General features: G+C 63.5%; 16 protein-coding genes and 2 tRNA genes. 11 read left to right on the top strand and 7 right to left on the bottom strand.

All coding sequences use genetic code 11. From position 1 onward, the window contains the following. Nucleotides 1-137: 137 nt before the first annotated feature. On the bottom strand, nt 138-320 hold the full coding sequence (locus LDN95_RS19760; protein ID WP_226019284.1) for a Flp family type IVb pilin: 183 nt from the start codon (nt 318-320) through the stop codon (nt 138-140). An 80-nt stretch (nt 321-400) separates the two neighbouring features. Between LDN95_RS19760 and LDN95_RS19755 the strand changes: the two genes are divergently transcribed. The 7 genes from LDN95_RS19755 (at nt 401) to LDN95_RS19725 (ending at nt 5,119) form a co-directional block, all read left to right on the top strand. Continuing rightward, entirely contained in the window at nt 401-817 is a 417-nt protein-coding gene (locus LDN95_RS19755) for a (deoxy)nucleoside triphosphate pyrophosphohydrolase (RefSeq protein WP_226019283.1), read from the top strand. Nucleotides 818-859: 42 nt separating this feature from the next. Beyond that, nucleotides 860-936: transfer RNA gene (locus tag LDN95_RS19750), tRNA-Arg, on the top strand. 77 nt (nt 937-1,013) lie between these two features. After that, a tRNA-Arg gene (locus tag LDN95_RS19745) sits at nt 1,014-1,090 on the top strand. A gap of 279 nt (nt 1,091-1,369) precedes the next feature. Continuing rightward, a complete protein-coding gene (gene pdhA / locus LDN95_RS19740; RefSeq protein WP_226019282.1) occupies nt 1,370-2,515 on the top strand; it encodes a pyruvate dehydrogenase (acetyl-transferring) E1 component subunit alpha in 1,146 nt (381 codons plus the stop codon). Between the two features lies 1 nt (nt 2,516). Continuing rightward, nucleotides 2,517-3,896: a pyruvate dehydrogenase complex E1 component subunit beta gene (locus LDN95_RS19735; protein ID WP_226019281.1), complete on the top strand. Its 1,380-nt coding sequence runs from the start codon at nt 2,517-2,519 to the stop codon at nt 3,894-3,896. Between the two features lie 74 nt (nt 3,897-3,970). After that, on the top strand, nt 3,971-4,474 hold the full coding sequence (locus LDN95_RS19730; protein ID WP_226019280.1) for a hypothetical protein: 504 nt from the start codon (nt 3,971-3,973) through the stop codon (nt 4,472-4,474). 105 nt (nt 4,475-4,579) lie between these two features. Then, the gene (locus LDN95_RS19725; RefSeq protein WP_370631721.1) at nt 4,580-5,119 is read left to right on the top strand and encodes an EF-hand domain-containing protein; all 540 of its coding nucleotides are present in this window, start codon (nt 4,580-4,582) and stop codon (nt 5,117-5,119) included. A gap of 2 nt (nt 5,120-5,121) precedes the next feature. Here LDN95_RS19725 and trmFO read toward each other — a convergent pair whose 3' ends face one another. Further along, nucleotides 5,122-6,498, bottom strand: a complete 1,377-nt coding sequence (gene trmFO / locus LDN95_RS19720; RefSeq protein WP_226019279.1) for a methylenetetrahydrofolate--tRNA-(uracil(54)-C(5))-methyltransferase (FADH(2)-oxidizing) TrmFO — start codon at nt 6,496-6,498, stop codon at nt 5,122-5,124. A gap of 70 nt (nt 6,499-6,568) precedes the next feature. On the opposite strand from trmFO, the gene LDN95_RS19715 reads away from it, so the two are divergent. After that, nucleotides 6,569-7,225, top strand: a complete 657-nt coding sequence (locus LDN95_RS19715; RefSeq protein ID WP_226019278.1) for a lysoplasmalogenase family protein — start codon at nt 6,569-6,571, stop codon at nt 7,223-7,225. Here the strand turns inward: LDN95_RS19715 and LDN95_RS19710 are convergent. Both LDN95_RS19710 and gyrA read right to left on the bottom strand, forming a co-directional pair. After that, nucleotides 7,212-7,562 (bottom strand): DUF952 domain-containing protein, encoded by a 351-nt coding sequence (locus tag LDN95_RS19710; RefSeq protein ID WP_226019277.1) that lies wholly within the window; start codon nt 7,560-7,562, stop codon nt 7,212-7,214. The genes LDN95_RS19715 and LDN95_RS19710 overlap by 14 nt on opposite strands. Then, on the bottom strand, nt 7,559-10,345 hold the full coding sequence (gene gyrA / locus LDN95_RS19705; RefSeq protein WP_226019276.1) for a DNA gyrase subunit A: 2,787 nt from the start codon (nt 10,343-10,345) through the stop codon (nt 7,559-7,561). The genes LDN95_RS19710 and gyrA overlap by 4 nt, the downstream gene beginning before the upstream one ends. A 332-nt stretch (nt 10,346-10,677) precedes the next feature. On the opposite strand from gyrA, the gene LDN95_RS19700 reads away from it, so the two are divergent. Continuing rightward, on the top strand, nt 10,678-12,030 hold the full coding sequence (locus tag LDN95_RS19700) for a hypothetical protein (protein WP_226019275.1): 1,353 nt from the start codon (nt 10,678-10,680) through the stop codon (nt 12,028-12,030). Between the two features lie 87 nt (nt 12,031-12,117). Here LDN95_RS19700 and LDN95_RS19695 read toward each other — a convergent pair whose 3' ends face one another. Then, complete coding sequence (locus LDN95_RS19695) at nt 12,118-12,771, bottom strand: carbonic anhydrase (protein ID WP_226019274.1); 654 nt, start codon at nt 12,769-12,771, stop codon at nt 12,118-12,120. Nucleotides 12,772-12,937: 166 nt separating this feature from the next. Here LDN95_RS19695 and lipA point away from each other — a divergent pair, with 166 nt between their 5' ends. Continuing rightward, nucleotides 12,938-13,897, top strand: a complete 960-nt coding sequence (gene lipA, locus LDN95_RS19690) for a lipoyl synthase (RefSeq protein ID WP_226019273.1) — start codon at nt 12,938-12,940, stop codon at nt 13,895-13,897. A gap of 1 nt (nt 13,898) precedes the next feature. Further along, entirely contained in the window at nt 13,899-14,378 is a 480-nt protein-coding gene (locus LDN95_RS19685) for a type II toxin-antitoxin system RatA family toxin (RefSeq protein ID WP_226019272.1), read from the top strand. Here LDN95_RS19685 and LDN95_RS19680 read toward each other — a convergent pair. Both LDN95_RS19680 and LDN95_RS19675 read right to left on the bottom strand, forming a co-directional pair. Further along, nucleotides 14,321-14,845 (bottom strand): CinA family protein, encoded by a 525-nt coding sequence (locus LDN95_RS19680; protein WP_226019271.1) that lies wholly within the window; start codon nt 14,843-14,845, stop codon nt 14,321-14,323. The two genes, LDN95_RS19685 and LDN95_RS19680, sit on opposite strands and share 58 nt — an antisense overlap. Before the next feature lie 2 nt (nt 14,846-14,847). After that, the gene (locus tag LDN95_RS19675; RefSeq protein WP_226019270.1) at nt 14,848-15,417 is read right to left on the bottom strand and encodes a hypothetical protein; all 570 of its coding nucleotides are present in this window, start codon (nt 15,415-15,417) and stop codon (nt 14,848-14,850) included. Nucleotides 15,418-15,447 lie beyond the last annotated feature (30 nt).

The following is a 15,447-nucleotide window of genomic DNA, read 5'->3' as shown; positions in this document are numbered from 1 at the left end:
CCCGCACCTTCCCGCATATGCTTGCGGCGAGCGGTATCAGTCCAGGGCATGTGCTTCCTCCATCGTCTCGACAACGACGCTGAATCACAACCTACTGATATCGCTCAACCACTTTTCGCTCGGGCTCTAAAAACGAATTAATGGGAATTCATGCTGCGGACGGTGTTGATCTCAACGACGTGCCAGAGGTTGTAGAGTTGATTGGTAAACGCGTTCAGCCCGAATACCATGCCGAGGGCGAACACACCGACCAGCAAGCCGTACTCAACGGCAGTCGCGCCGGTATCGTCCCGCAGTACATTCTTAACGGTCCGCAGCATCCGGCTACTTTCACACATGGTCCCGTTATGGCTAATGGAGTTGTCAGTGCTAAGATTTCGTTTCCAGATCGGTAAAGCTGATGCGTGATACTGCCGAACTGCTGGTCGTTGTTGCGCTCGCGCTGTTCGACCAGTCCGGTCGCGTGTTGATTCAACGTCGCCCCGAAGGACGGCAGCATGGTGGTCTGTGGGAGTTTCCCGGCGGCAAGGTTGAACCGGGTGAAGGGCCCAAGGCTGCGCTCGTGCGCGAGATTGCCGAGGAGCTTGGGCTTTCGATCAGTCCCGAAGGTCTTGTTCCATTTGGCTTTGCCAGCAGTGAAGGGGATGGCGTTCGCCCGATCGCGCTGTTGCTGTATGGGTCGCGGCAGGCGTGTGGCGAGCCGCACCCAGAAGCGGGCGCGCAGCTCGATTGGGTCGATCCGGCGACGCTGGCAGAGCTGGCCATGCCCCCGCTCGATGTGCCGCTCGCCGCCTGTGTCATCGCGATGACGAAATGACTTGCCAAGGTCGATTCGCGCTTCTAAGTGCGCCTCTCCCAAGCGCCCGTAGCTCAGCTGGATAGAGCATCAGACTACGAATCTGAGGGTCGGACGTTCGAATCGTTCCGGGCGCACCATTACCTTCCGCTGCAGTTTGCAGCGGTTGCGCAATGGTTGGGGGACCATGGCGATCAACCGTCATGGGGCAGGGTATGCGCCCGTAGCTCAGCTGGATAGAGCATCAGACTACGAATCTGAGGGTCGGACGTTCGAATCGTTCCGGGCGCACCACTCCCCACTTACCCTCACCGACGTTCATGAGCGTCTGCTACGGCAGACCAGGTCGGGGCGTGGCCAAAGGCCTATTCGGTTCAACACGCTGTAACCGACTTAATTATCCAAATAGGTTTGAGGTTCCGGTTAGTTTGGTGTGTTCTCTGCATAAGTATCCGTTCGTGGTTTGCTGCCCACCTGAACCGTTGCGAAACCGGCAAAGCTGCGCCAATAGAGCGTAGCGTTCTGCTCGATCGGCGGAACAAGGGCTGCCTGAACCAGAAGAGGAACCCCGTTTTGGCCAAACCTGTCCGGCCGCGTACTCCCCGCGCCGCCAAACCCGCCGCAAGCGCCCCCGCTTCTGCTCCTGCAGCCAAGCCTGAGGTGATCGCACCCGAAGTGACCGCCGCCGAAGATGAAGCGACTTTCGCTTTGCGCAGCCTGCAACAGGCGCACGCGAACAACCGTCAGTACGAAGCGACGGATGATGAACTGCTGCGCTTCTACGAACAGATGGTGCTGATCCGCCGGTTCGAAGAACGCGCAGGCCAGCTTTACGGTCTGGGCCTGATCGGTGGGTTCTGCCACCTGTACATTGGTCAGGAAGCGGTTGCGGTCGGGTTGCAGTCGGCGCTCAAGGAAGGGCACGACAGCGTGATCACCGGCTATCGCGACCACGGCCACATGCTGGCTTATGGCATCGATCCCAAGGTTATCATGGCCGAACTGACCGGACGCGGCGCCGGCATCAGCCACGGCAAGGGCGGCTCGATGCACATGTTCAGCACCGAGCACAAATTTTATGGCGGCCACGGCATCGTCGGTGCGCAAGTGCCGCTGGGCGCAGGGCTTGCCTTTGCGCACAAGTATCGCGGCGATGGCGGGGTGTGCCTTGCCTATTTCGGTGATGGTGCGGCCAACCAGGGCCAGGTCTACGAAACCTTCAACATGGCGGCGCTGTGGAAGTTGCCGATCGTGTTCGTGGTCGAAAACAACGGCTATGCCATGGGCACTGCGGTCAAGCGCGGGTCGGCTGAAACGCACTTTTTCCGGCGCGGCACCGCATTCCGCATTCCGGGCATGGACGTGAACGGCATGGACGTGCTCGAAGTGCGTCAGGCGGCCGAGGTCGCGCTCGAGTTCGTTCGCGCAGGCAACGGTCCGGTGTTGATGGAACTCAACACGTATCGCTATCGCGGGCATTCGATGTCGGACCCCGCCAAGTATCGCAGCCGCGAAGAAGTGCAGGAAATGCGCGAAAAGCACGATCCTATCGAAGCGGCCAAGCAGGAACTGCTCAAGCGCGGCATCCCCGAGGATCGCGTCAAGGAGATCGACAAGAAGATCCGTCAGCAGGTGGCCGAGGCCGCCGATTTCGCCGAAAGCTCGCCCGAACCTGCGCTTTCCGAACTCTATACCGATGTGCTGGTGGAGACGTACTGAGATGGCAATCGAACTGAAGATGCCCGCTCTTTCGCCAACGATGGAAGAAGGCACCCTTGCCAAGTGGCTGGTCAAGCCCGGCGATGTGGTGAAGTCAGGCGATATCCTTGCCGAGATCGAGACCGACAAGGCGACGATGGAATTCGAGGCGGTCGATGAAGGCACTATTGGTGAATTGACCGTCGCCGCCGGAACCGAAGGGGTGAAGGTCGGCACGGTCATCGCCACGCTGCAAGGCGATGGTGAGGAAGCCGCTTCAGCACCAGCCCCCGTTGCGGCCCCCGCTCCGGTTGCTGCTGCATCTGCCCCAGTCGCACCTCCGGCTGCTCCGGCTGCTCCGGCAGCGCCTGTGGCGGTCGCTCGGGCTGCGGTCGATCCTGCAATTCCTGCTGGCACCGCCTTGGTGTCGACCACCGTGCGTGAGGCGTTGCGCGATGCGATGGCCGAGGAAATGCGCAGTGACGACCGCATCTTCGTGATGGGCGAGGAAGTGGCTGAGTACCAAGGCGCCTACAAGGTGACGCAGGGCCTGCTCGACGAGTTCGGCCCGCGCCGGGTCATCGACACTCCGATCACCGAATATGGTTTTGCCGGTATCGGTACAGGTGCGGCGATGGGTGGGTTGCGACCCATCGTCGAATTCATGACCTTCAACTTCGCGATGCAGGCGATCGACCACATCATCAATTCGGCGGCCAAGACCAACTACATGTCGGGCGGCCAGATGCGGTGTCCGATCGTGTTCCGTGGTCCGAACGGTGCGGCCAGCCGCGTTGGCGCGCAGCACAGCCAGAACTATGGTCCATGGTACGCCGCCGTGCCGGGTCTGGTAGTCATCGCGCCCTACGACGCTGCCGACGCCAAGGGCCTGCTCAAGGCGGCAATCCGCAGCAACGATCCCGTCGTGTTCCTCGAAAACGAACTCGTATATGGCCGCAGCTTCGATGTGCCGCAGCTGGATGATTTCGTCCTGCCGATCGGCAAGGCGCGGATCGTGCGCGAAGGAAGCGACGTCACGATCGTGACCTATTCGATCGGCGTCGGCTTCGCGCTGGAAGCGGCACAAAAGCTTGCCGCCGAGGGGATCGAGGCCGAGATCGTCGATTTGCGCACGCTTCGCCCGCTCGACAAGGCCACCGTGCTTGCTTCGCTGGCCAAGACCAACCGCATGGTCGTGGCCGAAGAAGGCTTTCCGGTATGCTCTATCGCGTCGGAAATCATCGCCATCGCCATGGAGGATGGCTTCGACCACCTCGATGCCCCTGTGCTGCGCGTGACCGACGAGGACGTGCCGTTGCCGTATGCCGCGAACCTTGAAAAGGAAGCGCTGATCAACGCCGACAAGATCGCTGCAGCCGTGCGCAAGGTCTGCTACCGCTGAACGATCCGGCGATTTCCACTCTGATTGACGAGGCGCTCGACCCGGTCGAGCGCCTCGCGCTGGTTTATGCACCGGTGCAGACTCGCGCGGCGTGGGCGGGGTTCCTTGCCTTCGACCGCCGTCTTGCCGACGCCGCGCGTGATGGTCGTGAGCCGATCATGGTGCAGTTGCGCCTTGCCTGGTGGCGCGACCGTTTGACCGAACCGCCAGCAGCGCGACCCAAGGGCGAGCCGCTTTTGGCCCTGCTGTCAGCTTGGGATGCCGAAAGCCCGTCGCTGATCGCGGTCATCGACGGGTGGGAGGCATGGAAGGTCGGCGAGGACGGCGGCGCCGCGCTGGCGCTTGCTCGCGTTGGCGCGATCGAAGCGCTCGCCCGCCTGTCGCAACTGCAACCTGACGATGAAACCCGCCGTGCCGCTGCCGAATGGCTCGGCCATGCCAGTGCCGGACCAGCGCCCCGTTTGCCGCGAGCGCTGCGTCCGCTGGCACTGTTGCGTGGGCTGGCACTGCGCGCGCCTGACGAAGCACCCTGGCGCACGGCGCTTGCAGCCATGCGGCTTGGCCTGCTGGGGCGCTGACTTTCGGCGTTTGCTGCCAAAATGGCGGGGCTTGTGACTGCCTAAAGACCGCCATGCAGGATAGCGTGGTTCTCCTTAGGGGAGAGCCGGTGTGAGCAAGGCGGGATGAACAGGATCGTCATCGGTGCGCTCGGTGCGCTGCTGCTGGTCGCCTCGGGCGTGTTCTGGTGGCAGGGCCGTGCGGCCAGCAATGCTGCTCCGCATGCGCAAGTCTTGCAATTGGCCGGTACGGCCAGCGAATCCGCCGACGATCTGCCCGATGGCGATCCCGGCGATGCGGTAGGGCCCGACTTGCCCGAAGCCAGTGAGCAGAGCCGCGAACAGAAGCGTTTCGATCGGCTTGATCGCGATCGCGACAGCAAGGTCACTCGCGCCGAAATGCTCGCCCAGCGGGTCAAGGATTTCCGCAAGCTCGACGTTGACGGCAACAACCTGCTGACGTTCGACGAATGGGCGGCCAAGACCGACAACAAATTCAAGGCGGCCGACCGCAACGGCGATGGCTGGCTCAACCGTTCCGAATTCGCCACGACCAAGCAGCCGACCAAGCAACCGGCGTGCAAGTGCCAGGTGGCGCCAAAGATCGGCCATCAACGCGCGCACCGGGTGGGCAAGCCGACAGCTGCCGCGCCGGTGGCGGGGTGAGTTCAGGCCAGCGTCGGCAGCCAGCCGAGCAGGTCGGCCTTGCCGCGCGCGGTATAGGCTTCTTTGCGCTGCTTCTTCTTCACGTCGGGATCGACTGGCGGAAACAGCCCGAAGTTGACGTTCATCGGTTGATAGCTATCCGCTTCGGCGTCGCCCGTGATATGCGAAAGCAACGCACCCAGCGCGGTCGTGCGCGGGGGCGGCGTCCATGGCTTGCCTGCGATCTGCGCCGCCGTCATCAACCCCGCCAGCAAGCCCACCGAAGCGCTTTCGACATAGCCTTCGCAGCCGGTGATCTGACCGGCAAAGCGGATGGAGGGCGCCGATTTCAGCCGCAACTGCCGGTCAAGCAACGTCGGAGAGTTGAGGAAGGTGTTGCGGTGCAACCCGCCCAACCGCGCGAATTCGGCGTTCTCCAGCCCCGGAATGGTGCGGAACAGCGCAACTTGCGCAGCATGTTTGAGCTTGGTCTGGAAGCCGACCATGTTCCACAGCGTACCCAGCTTGTTGTCCTGGCGCAGTTGCACGACGGCATAAGGCCAGCGGCCGTTTGGGTGCTCGGGCGTCGCCCAGTGCGGGTTGTCGAGCCCGACCGGCTTCATCGGGCCGAACCGCAAGGTTTCCTCGCCGCGTTCGGCCATGACCTCGATCGGCATGCACCCGTCGAAATAGGGGGTGTTGGCCTCCCATTCGCGGAACACGGTCTTGTCGCCATCGAGCAGGCCCTGGCGGAACGCGCGGTATTGCTCCTTGTTCATCGGGCAATTGATGTAGTCCCGGCCATCACCGCCCATCTCCAGCGAGGCTTCGGCGCCCTTGTCCCAGCGCGATGCCATCCAAGCCACGTCCATGTCGATCGAATCGCGGTAGACGATCGGCGCGATGGCATCGAAAAAGGCAAGGCTGACGGCCCCTGTCGCGGCGCCGATCCGTTCGGCAAGGGCGGGGGCCGTCAGCGGCCCGGTGGCGACGATGCACAGCCCTTCCGCAGGAAGCGTGTCGATCCGTTCGCGCACCACGTCAAGGGTGGGCTGCGCGGCGAGCGCTGCCTCGACTTCGGCGGAAAACACATCGCGATCCACCGCCAGTGCGGAACCGGCGGGAACGCGCGCCTTGGCGGCAGCGGCCATGATCAGGCTGTCGCATTGGCGCATGTCGTGATGGAGCAAGCCGACTGCATTCTTGTCCGAATCGTCGGAGCGGAACGAGTTGGAGCAGACCAGTTCGGCCAGACCATCGCCCTGATGCGCCGGACTGCGGTCGCCCTCGGGCGAACCGCGCATTTCGGACAGGCGCACGCGCACGCCGCGCCGCGCCAGTTGCCAGGCGGCTTCGCTTCCGGCCATGCCGCCGCCGATGATGTGTACCTGATACGTCATAAACGCAGCCTGTGGCATTGCGCGGCGGGCGCGACAAGGCCTAGGCTGCGCTGGGGAAGGGGAGAAAGACATGCCCGCACGTGCATTGGCGGAAAAACGGCCATGGCTGCTCGCCAGCCTGATCGCCGGCATCAGCTATTGGTTTGCCGACCACGCGGCTGTGCCGGGGTTGTGGCTGATCGCGTGGAAAGGGGCGGGCGTCGGCCTGCTGGCAGCCTATGCCATTGCGCATCACCCGTCACGAGACGCGCACCGCATTGCGCTGGTCATGGCGCTGGGAGCCCTTGGCGATATGTTGCTTGAGCTGGCATTCACCGTAGGCGCTGTGTTTTTTCTGCTCGGCCATCTGGCTGCGTTCGCGCTTTATCGGCGCTATCGACGCACCGACCTTGGGATGCGCGACCAACTGCCTGCGCTGGCGATCCTGTGGGGTACGCCGTTGCTGGCCTATGGCTTGAGCCATTCGGGTGCGGTGGCGCTGTATGCCGCAGGGCTGGGGCTGATGGCGGCCTCTGCGTGGAACAGCACCTTCCCGCGTGATCGTGTGGCGCTGGGGGCGTTGCTGTTCGCCGCCTCGGACGAGTTGATTTTTGCGCGGATGGGGCCGCTCGCAGGCAATGCCCTGGCACAAGCCCTCGTTTGGCCGCTTTATTACTTCGGCCAGATGCTGATCTGCACCGGAGTTATCACCACGCTGCGAGCGCGGGGGCAGTTCACGGCAGAATGACGGTTCCACCCGCGCCGCGCTGCAATGGCGAGTGGGCAGGGCATGCGCCGAGCGGCAAGTCCGCATAGATGTGCGGGAAAAGCTGCCCGCCGCGCGATGGCTCCCACCTCACCGCATCGCCCAGCACCACAAGGTCGACCGCGACGATGTGCAGGTCGGTCTGGCCAGCAAAGTGCTTGTCCACCGTCTCGGTCACCTGCTCGGTGGTCGAGAGGTGGATGTAGCCGTCAGCAAGGTCGACCGGTGCGCCCTTGAACACGCCATCGGCCTGAAACTGCGCCCACTGCGGGCCGGTCAGCACTTTGTAGGCGAGGGGCGGATGGGCGGGCTCGCTCATTCCTCGCCCGCGTCTTCGTCCGCAGCCACCGGCGCATCGTCGGTCGCGGCCTCGAATTCGCCTTCTTCGTCGCTTTCGACATCGCCGAGGCGGGCCGCACTGACCACGTGTTCGCTGTCGGCCACGGTGAACAGGCGCACACCGGCAGAGCCGCGTCCGATCACGCGCAGCGTTTCGAGCGGCAGGCGGATCAGCTTGGCCTGGTCGGTGACGAGCATCAACTGGTCGGCCTGGACAGCCGGGAAGCTTGCGACGACCGGGCCATTGCGGGCGATGTTGTCGATATTGGTGATGCCCTGACCACCGCGCCCGGTGCGGCGATATTCATAGGCCGACGACAGCTTGCCATAACCGTTGGCGCAGACCGTCAGGATGAACTGTTCGCGCGCGGCCAGTTCGGCATAGCGTTCAGCCGAGAGCGCAGGCTCGCCTTCCTTCTCGCCCTTCCACGGCGCGAACTTGACATAGTCCTCGCGCTCTTCGGGTGTGGCGTCGACACTGCCCAGGATCGACAGCGAGATCACCTCGTCATCATCCTTCAAGGTCATGCCGCGCACACCGGTGGAGGTGCGGCTGGTGAATTCGCGCACTTCGTCACCGGCAAAACGGATCGCCTTGCCCGCGCGGGTAGCCAGCAACACATCGTCGGTGGGGTCGAGCAAGGCAACGCCGATCAGGCGATCCTCATGCGCCACGCCATCCTCGTCCGCATCGAACTTCATCGCGAACTTGCCGTTCGACGGGATGTTGGCAAAGGCGTCCATCGAGTTGCGGCGGACATTGCCCTTTGCCGTGGCGAACACGACCGACAGCTTGCCCCATTCTGCCTCATCCTCGGGCAGCGGCAGCACGGTGGCAATCGTCTCGTCCTTGTCGAGCGCGGGCAGCAGGTTGACGATGGGCCGTCCGCGCGTGGCCGCGCCACCTTCGGGCAGCCGCCAGACCTTCAGGCGATAGACTTTGCCCGCGGTCGAGAAGAACAGCACCGGGGTGTGGGTACTGGTGACGAACATCGTCGCCACCGCGTCCTCGTCCTTGGTCGCCATGCCGCTGCGGCCCTTGCCGCCCCGGTTCTGCGCGCGGAAGGTGGAAAGCGGTGTGCGCTTGATATAGCCGTCGAGCGTGATGGTCACGACCATCTCCTCGCGCTCGATCAGATCCTCGTCCTCGATTCCATCGGCTGCGGCGACGATTTCGGACTTGCGCGGGGTCGCATAGGCATCACGCACCGCGAGCAGTTCCTGGCGCATCACGGCATAAAGCTTCACGCGGTCGGACAGAATGGCAAGGTATTCGGCAATCGCCTTTGACAGCACTTCCAACTCGTCGCCGATCTCGTCGCGACCGAGCGCGGTCAGCCGGTGGAGGCGCAAGTCAAGAATGGCGCGGACCTGAATTTCCGACAGGCGATAGGGTTGATCAGAGCCATCATCCTCGCCGCTCTCGATCGCTTCGACCAGCCGCAGGTACGGAGCGATCTCGTCCACCGGCCATTCGCGGCGCAGAAGAGTTTCGCGTGCCGCTGCCGGGTTGGGTGATCCCCGGATGATGCGCACCACTTCATCAAGGTTGGTCACCGCAACGACCAGACCGAGCAGGATATGGGCGCGGTCGCGCGCCTTGTTCAGCTCGAACTTGGTGCGCCGTGTGATCACTTCCTCGCGGAAGGTGATGAACGATGCGATGATGTCCTTGAGGTTGAGCGTTTCGGGGCGGCCGCCCCGGATCGCCAGCATGTTGGCGGGGAAGTTCGATTGCGCCGGGGTGTTGCGCCACAACTGGTTGAGCACGACTTCGGGCGTGGCATCGCGCTTGAGGTCGATGACCACGCGCACGCCTTCGCGGTTGGATTCGTCGCGGATGTCGGAAATGCCCTCGATCCGCTTGTCCTTGGCGGCCTCGGCAATCTTTTCGACCAGGCTGTTCTTGCCGATCTGGTAGGGAATGCTGGTCAGCACGATCGACCGGCGGCCTTCAGCGCGGTTTGCACCGCGTCCGCCTTCCTCGATCACGTGGCGCGCGCGCATGATGATCGAGCCGCGCCCTTCGTGATAGGCCTTGCGCGCACCGGCGCCGCCCAGAATCAGCGGTGCCGTGGGGAAATCGGGCCCCGGAATGATCTGGACGAGTTCGTCGATGGTGATCGCCGGGTTGTCCATCGCGGCAAGGCAGCCGTCGATCACTTCGCCCAGATTGTGCGGCGGAATGTTGGTGGCCATGCCGACGGCGATGCCGCCCGCGCCATTGACCAGCAGGTTGGGGAACCGCGCCGGAAGCACCGAGGGCTCTTGCCGCGACCCGTCATAGTTGTCGATGAAGTCGACGGTATCCTTGTCGAGATCGTCGAGCAGTGAGTTCGACACCCGCGCCAACCGCGCTTCGGTATAGCGCATCGAGGCCGGATCATCCGGGTCCATCGAGCCGAAGTTGCCCTGGCCATCGACCAGCGGCACACGCATCGACCAGTCCTGGGTCATGCGGGCAAGCGCGAAGTAGATCGCGCTGTCGCCATGCGGGTGATAGTTGCCCATCACGTCGCCCACGATCTTGGCGCATTTACGATAAGGACGACCGGCGACGAAGCCGCCTTCCTGACAGGCGAACAAAATGCGGCGATGGACCGGCTTCAACCCGTCGCGCACATCGGGCAGTGCGCGCGACACGATCACGCTCATCGCGTAATCGAGGTAGGCGGTCTTCATTTCGTCGACGATGTCGATCCGCTGGAATTCGGGCTCGCCCGAAGGGCTGCGGGGATCGATGATGTCGGTGCTGTCGCTCACGTCGTTGCTTTATCGCTTGTTGGGGGTTCTGAAACTATCCGATTGCCCTAGACCGGTTGGCTGGCGATGGCCAGCAAAGCCGGAGCCTGCGCGCGGTTTTTCCACATGTGCGGCCCCTGATCGCGCTGAATCGCGCAGAACACATGAACCTTGCGACCAAGCGACATTCAATCACGGTTCACCGGATGGGGAATACCACGCAAGCCCCGTTGCCAACGGCGCAAATCCGCGCCAGAGCAGCAACCGGATCGTATTTTCGACAGCCACGGGTGTGGGGTCGGCATGACGCCGGAACGGCGCAAGGTCGGCCGGGGTCGAACAGGAGATGACTGATGCGCGCTAGCTTTGGGAAGTTCGGCAAATCGGGTGCAGCGGCCTTGGCCATGGCGACAGCCATCGCTGGCGCAAGCGTGATCGCGCTGGGCCTTTCTGCCACGCCGGCATTCGCCAAGGACAAGGAGAAGGACAAGGCGCCTGCCAAGGTCACGGCTTCGCCCGAGTTCGTCAAGGTTGCGGCGCCCTTCCAGAAGCAGTTGCAGGACGTCGAAGCCAAGAAGGGCAAGGTTTCCGCCGAGGAACTGAAGGCCGCCGCGCTGCCGCTGGTCCCGCAGCTTGCCGCAATGGAGCCTTCGGTCAAGAACGTGGCTGACAAGGTGACCTGGGGTCAGTGGCAGCAGATCGTCGGCGGTTATGTCGATGACAAGCCGCTGGTGCTCAAGGGTTTGCAGGCGATGTTCGACAGCGGCCAGTTGCCCCCTGAAACCAGCACGACGGTTGCCTTCTTCATCGGCTACACGGCCTACCAGCTCAAGGATTACCCGACCACGATCAAGGCGCTCGGCCCGGTCGTCGCTGGCAACTACAAGGACGAAGCCGCCGCTGCGGTATTGGCCGACGCCTTTGAAAAGAGCGGCCAGCCCGCACAGGCGCTTGACGCGCTCAAGACTGCCATCGCCGCCAAGAAGGCAGCCGGTGGTGTGTCGCCCGAGGACTGGTATTCGCAGGGCATGCGCATCGCGGTGAAGGGCAAGCTGAACGCAGCTTCGCTCGAATGGTCGTTCCTGCAGGTGCAGGCTTATCCCAACGCGCTGAACTGGCTGAACGCCGGGCAGTTGCTGAACTACGCCAGCACCGGCTTCCAGGCTCAGGAAACGCTCGACGTCGAACGCCTGATCGACCGCAGCGGCGGCCTCAGCTCCGATCCGAAGTACGTCGAGCGCGAATATGTCGCGTATCTGCAGGCTGCCGACTATCGCCGTAACCCGGGTGAAGTGGTGCGTATTGCCGAAAAGGGCATCGCCGCTGGTGCGCTCAAGGCCGATGACACGTTCGTCAAGGAAGCGCTGACCAACGCCCGCCCGCGCATCGCGGCTGACAAGGCCTCGCTTGCCGGACTTGCCACCGATGCCGCCAAGGCGCCGACCGGTGTCAGCGCGGCTGCGACGGCCGATGCCTTCCTGTCCTATGGTGATAGCGCCAAGGCAGAGGAACTGTACAAGCTGGCACTGACCAAGGGTGGCGTCGATGCCAACAAGGATCGCATCCTGACGCGGCTCGGTATCGCCCAGATCGATCAGGCCAAGTACCCCGACGCCAAGGCCACGCTGGCTCAGGTCGGTGGCGTCCGTCAGCAACTGGCGGCGCTTTGGTCGATCTTTGCCGACCAGAAGGCTGCGGGCAAGTAAGCCTGCCGCACAAGCGTCAAAATGCGAAAGGGGCGGCCTCGCGGTCGCCCCTTTTGTCTTTGTGCCTAGATTGTGTGCGTCCGGCGATCAGGTGACCGGAGCGAACTCGCCGGTTGCCTCGTCAAGCATATGCAGCAGGCCATCGGAAATGGCGAAAAACGCGCCGCGCAAGGTCAGTTCGCCGTCGCGCTCTTTTTTGCGCACGCAAGGGAATGTCCGCAGATTGGCCAGGCTGACGCGGACCCCGGCCTGTTCCATCGCGCGTTCGGCAACGCGGCCGGTGGTGCCGTGTTCCGCCGCAATCGGAATGCGCGCTTCATCGAGCAAGCCCATCCAGCTTGAGACGAAGCCGCCTTCGCCGGGCTCGGCGCCATGCAGTTCCTGCGTCAGCGCCGCCTTGCAGCCGCCGCACATGCCATGGCCGAGCACGACCACTTCCTTGACCTTGAGCACCTGAACCGCGAATTCGAGTGCGGCCGAAACACCGTGCAGACCGGGGGTAGTCTCGAACGGGGGGACCATCGCTGCGACATTGCGCACCACGAACATCTCACCGGGATCGGTATCGAAGATCTCTGCCGGGTCGACCCGGCTGTCCGAACAGGCGATGATCATCACCTGCGGTTCCTGACCCTCGCGAAGTTCGCGCCAACGTTCGAGCCGGGGTGTCCAGCCATGGTCCCGAAATCGCCGATAACCGGCCAGCAGGTGGTCGAGTGCGGGCGTGATTGCCTGTGTCATGCGGGCCTCGTTCTGTTTCTGGTTGAATTGACTGGCTCATGACTTGCACCGGGCCAAGTTTCAAGCGCTCTTGGCAAGGTTACTGCGCGCACGATCCTTGCCCATGGCGGCATTTCGATCATCAGGGGGCTGGCAGAACGGCGCAACTCGGCCTATCTGCCAAGGCATGAACGACCTTGCCAGCCAGCCCGTATCGCCGTCAGAACCCGACCGTCCGGCCCGCGCCCGCAAACCCGACTGGATTCGGGTCAAGGCGCCGACCAGCAAGGGCTATGAGCAGACGCGGCAGTTGATGCGCGATCTCAAGCTCAACACCGTGTGCGAGGAAGCGGCTTGCCCCAACATCGGCGAATGCTGGACCAAGAAGCACGCGACGGTGATGATCCTGGGCGATGTCTGCACCCGCGCCTGTGCGTTCTGCAACGTCAAGACCGGCATGCCGCGCAAGGTTGACGATCAGGAACCGGGCCACGTTGCAGAAGCTGCGGCGCGCATGGGGCTTGAGCACATCGTCATCACCTCGGTCGACCGCGATGACCTGCCCGATGGCGGCGCAGGCCAATTCGTCAAAGTCATCCGCGCGCTGCGCGAGCAAACGCCGAACACCACGATCGAGATCCTCACCCCCGACTTTCGCGGCAAGATGCGCGCGGCGGTCGAAGCGATCGTTGCCGCCGGGCCCGATGTCTACAACCACAACCTTGAAACGGTGCCCCGGCTGTACCCGACGATCCGCCCCGGCGCGCGGTACTTTGCCTCACTGCGCCTGCTCGAGGAAGTCAAGGCGCACGACCCGATGGTCTTTACCAAGAGCGGGATCATGCTCGGCCTTGGCGAGGAACGCCTTGAAGTGCATCAGGTGATGGACGACATGCGTTCGGCCGGGATCGATTTCCTGACCATGGGGCAATACCTGCAGCCGACTCCGAAGCACACCAAGGTGATCGATTTCGTCACGCCCAAGGCGTTTGCCGCGTTTGGTGCGATTGCGCGGGCCAAGGGTTTCCTGCAGGTTGCGTCGAGCCCGCTGACCCGTTCGAGCTACCACGCTGGTGAGGATTTTGCCGAAATGCGCGCGGCCCGCGCTCGTCTGCTTGAAAAGGCGGCGGCGAAAGCACGCGTCTGAAATGCCGCATATCGCCGAAACCCGTGTGTTGCCATTCACGCCCGAGCAGATGTTCGATCTGGTGGCCGACGTGCGCCGCTATGCCGAGTTCCTGCCGTGGGTGGTGGCAACGCGCGTGAAATCGGACAGCGAAACCGAAATGGTCGCCGACATGATGGTCGGGTTCAATGCACTGCGCGAAAAGTTCACGTCGCGTGTGCGCAAGGATCGACCGCGCGCACTGACCGTCGAATACCTCGATGGGCCGATGAAGAGTCTGCACAATGCATGGACCTTCGCGCCTGAAGGTGAAAGCGGCTGCCGGATCGAATTCGTGGTCGATTTCACGTTCCGCAACGCCATCTTCGAGCGGATCGCCGGGGCATACCTCGACCGCGCGTTTCGCAAGATGGTGACGGCCTTCGAAACGCGCGCGGAAAAACTCTATGGCGTTGCGGGTGAGGGCGGCAGCAACAGTTCGAGCGCCACCAGCGCCGCCTGACGGCGTACACCCGATCGGGTCCGCGCGCTGTCGAACAGCTTGAGTTCGGCGTTGACCGCCTCGGGATCTTCACCCCGCCGCGCGCAGGCGAATACCACGGTCCCCACCGGCTTTTGCTCCGAGCCGCCGTCGGGTCCGGCAACGCCAGTGATCGCCACCGCAACATCGGCATGCGAACGCTTGAGCGCGCCTTGCGCCATCGACCAGGCCACCGCTACCGAGACCGCGCCGAACGTGTCGATCAAGTCCATCGAGACGCCGAGCATTTCGTGCTTGGATTCGTTCGAATACGTCACGAACCCGCGATCGAGCACCGCCGACGAGCCGCCGATCTCGGTCAGCGCCGCAGCGACCAGCCCGCCGGTGCAGCTTTCGGCTACGGCCACGGTCAGGCCGGCCGCGCGGTTTTCCTCGATCACCTGGCGGGCGAGTTCGACGATATCATCGGGCAACAGCGAATCGGTCATGATCAACCCTTGGCTACCGGGCACACGTGCAGGCCGCTCTTGCCGCCCTTGCCGTCCGGTTTCGGCTTGTCTGCCAGCGCGATGATGGTGGTCACCAACGCCGAAGTGTTTTCGGGCGGCAGCGGGGCCAGCAGCCCGGTGATGCGCTCGATCGGGGCGCAATCGTCGGCCTTGATCGCCTTGGTGATGGCCTGCACGACTATCACGTCAGCAAAGGGTTGCAGCGCAGAATCGGGCAGGGCGCGCATGAGCGCCGCGTTACCGGCGTTCTTGCCGGTGTCATCGGCGGTGAGTTTGAGCAGGGCGGCCTTGGCAATCGGCCAGGTCGTTGCCTTGCGTGCTGCATAGCGCTGCACCAGCGACGCGCCCTGCGTCGCCAGATACCCGTCGGGCGAGAGGCGCGGGGCGCACGTCTTTACCGCCGCATCGACCAGCAACGGCAGGGCATAGGCAACGATACCTTCCACTTCGGGCTGGCTGAGGCAGGTGGCGGTATCAGCGGCTTGTGCCGTCTGGCTGGTCGCCAGCGCGAACAGGCCGGACAATAACAGTGCGGTGCGGGGAAATGGCATACTCTGGAACTCCTGCCCTGGGATAAGGCG

Origin of the sequence: Novosphingobium sp. FKTRR1 (assembly GCF_020404405.1) — a bacterium.
In the GTDB taxonomy this organism is placed as follows: Bacteria; Pseudomonadota; Alphaproteobacteria; order Sphingomonadales; family Sphingomonadaceae; genus Novosphingobium.
Note: the sequence above shows the minus strand (reverse complement) of the source record. Positions and strands in the feature narration are given on the sequence as shown.

What these genes read in the sequence shown, in the direction of transcription:
- LDN95_RS19680 (WP_226019271.1), bottom strand. Translation starts at nt 14,845, where the DNA reads ATGACCGATTCGCTGTTGCCCGATGATATCGTCGAACTCGCCCGCCAG.
- LDN95_RS19700 (WP_226019275.1), top strand. Translation starts at nt 10,678, where the DNA reads ATGCGCGCTAGCTTTGGGAAGTTCGGCAAATCGGGTGCAGCGGCCTTG.
- LDN95_RS19755 (WP_226019283.1), top strand. Translation starts at nt 401, where the DNA reads ATGCGTGATACTGCCGAACTGCTGGTCGTTGTTGCGCTCGCGCTGTTC.
- lipA (WP_226019273.1), top strand. Translation starts at nt 12,938, where the DNA reads ATGAACGACCTTGCCAGCCAGCCCGTATCGCCGTCAGAACCCGACCGT.
- LDN95_RS19725 (WP_370631721.1), top strand. Translation starts at nt 4,580, where the DNA reads ATGAACAGGATCGTCATCGGTGCGCTCGGTGCGCTGCTGCTGGTCGCC.
- LDN95_RS19695 (WP_226019274.1), bottom strand. Translation starts at nt 12,771, where the DNA reads ATGACACAGGCAATCACGCCCGCACTCGACCACCTGCTGGCCGGTTAT.
- trmFO (WP_226019279.1), bottom strand. Translation starts at nt 6,498, where the DNA reads ATGACGTATCAGGTACACATCATCGGCGGCGGCATGGCCGGAAGCGAA.
- LDN95_RS19685 (WP_226019272.1), top strand. Translation starts at nt 13,899, where the DNA reads ATGCCGCATATCGCCGAAACCCGTGTGTTGCCATTCACGCCCGAGCAG.
- LDN95_RS19710 (WP_226019277.1), bottom strand. Translation starts at nt 7,562, where the DNA reads ATGAGCGAGCCCGCCCATCCGCCCCTCGCCTACAAAGTGCTGACCGGC.
- LDN95_RS19675 (WP_226019270.1), bottom strand. Translation starts at nt 15,417, where the DNA reads ATGCCATTTCCCCGCACCGCACTGTTATTGTCCGGCCTGTTCGCGCTG.
- LDN95_RS19735 (WP_226019281.1), top strand. Translation starts at nt 2,517, where the DNA reads ATGGCAATCGAACTGAAGATGCCCGCTCTTTCGCCAACGATGGAAGAA.
- LDN95_RS19760 (WP_226019284.1), bottom strand. Translation starts at nt 320, where the DNA reads ATGCTGCGGACCGTTAAGAATGTACTGCGGGACGATACCGGCGCGACT.
- LDN95_RS19715 (WP_226019278.1), top strand. Translation starts at nt 6,569, where the DNA reads ATGCCCGCACGTGCATTGGCGGAAAAACGGCCATGGCTGCTCGCCAGC.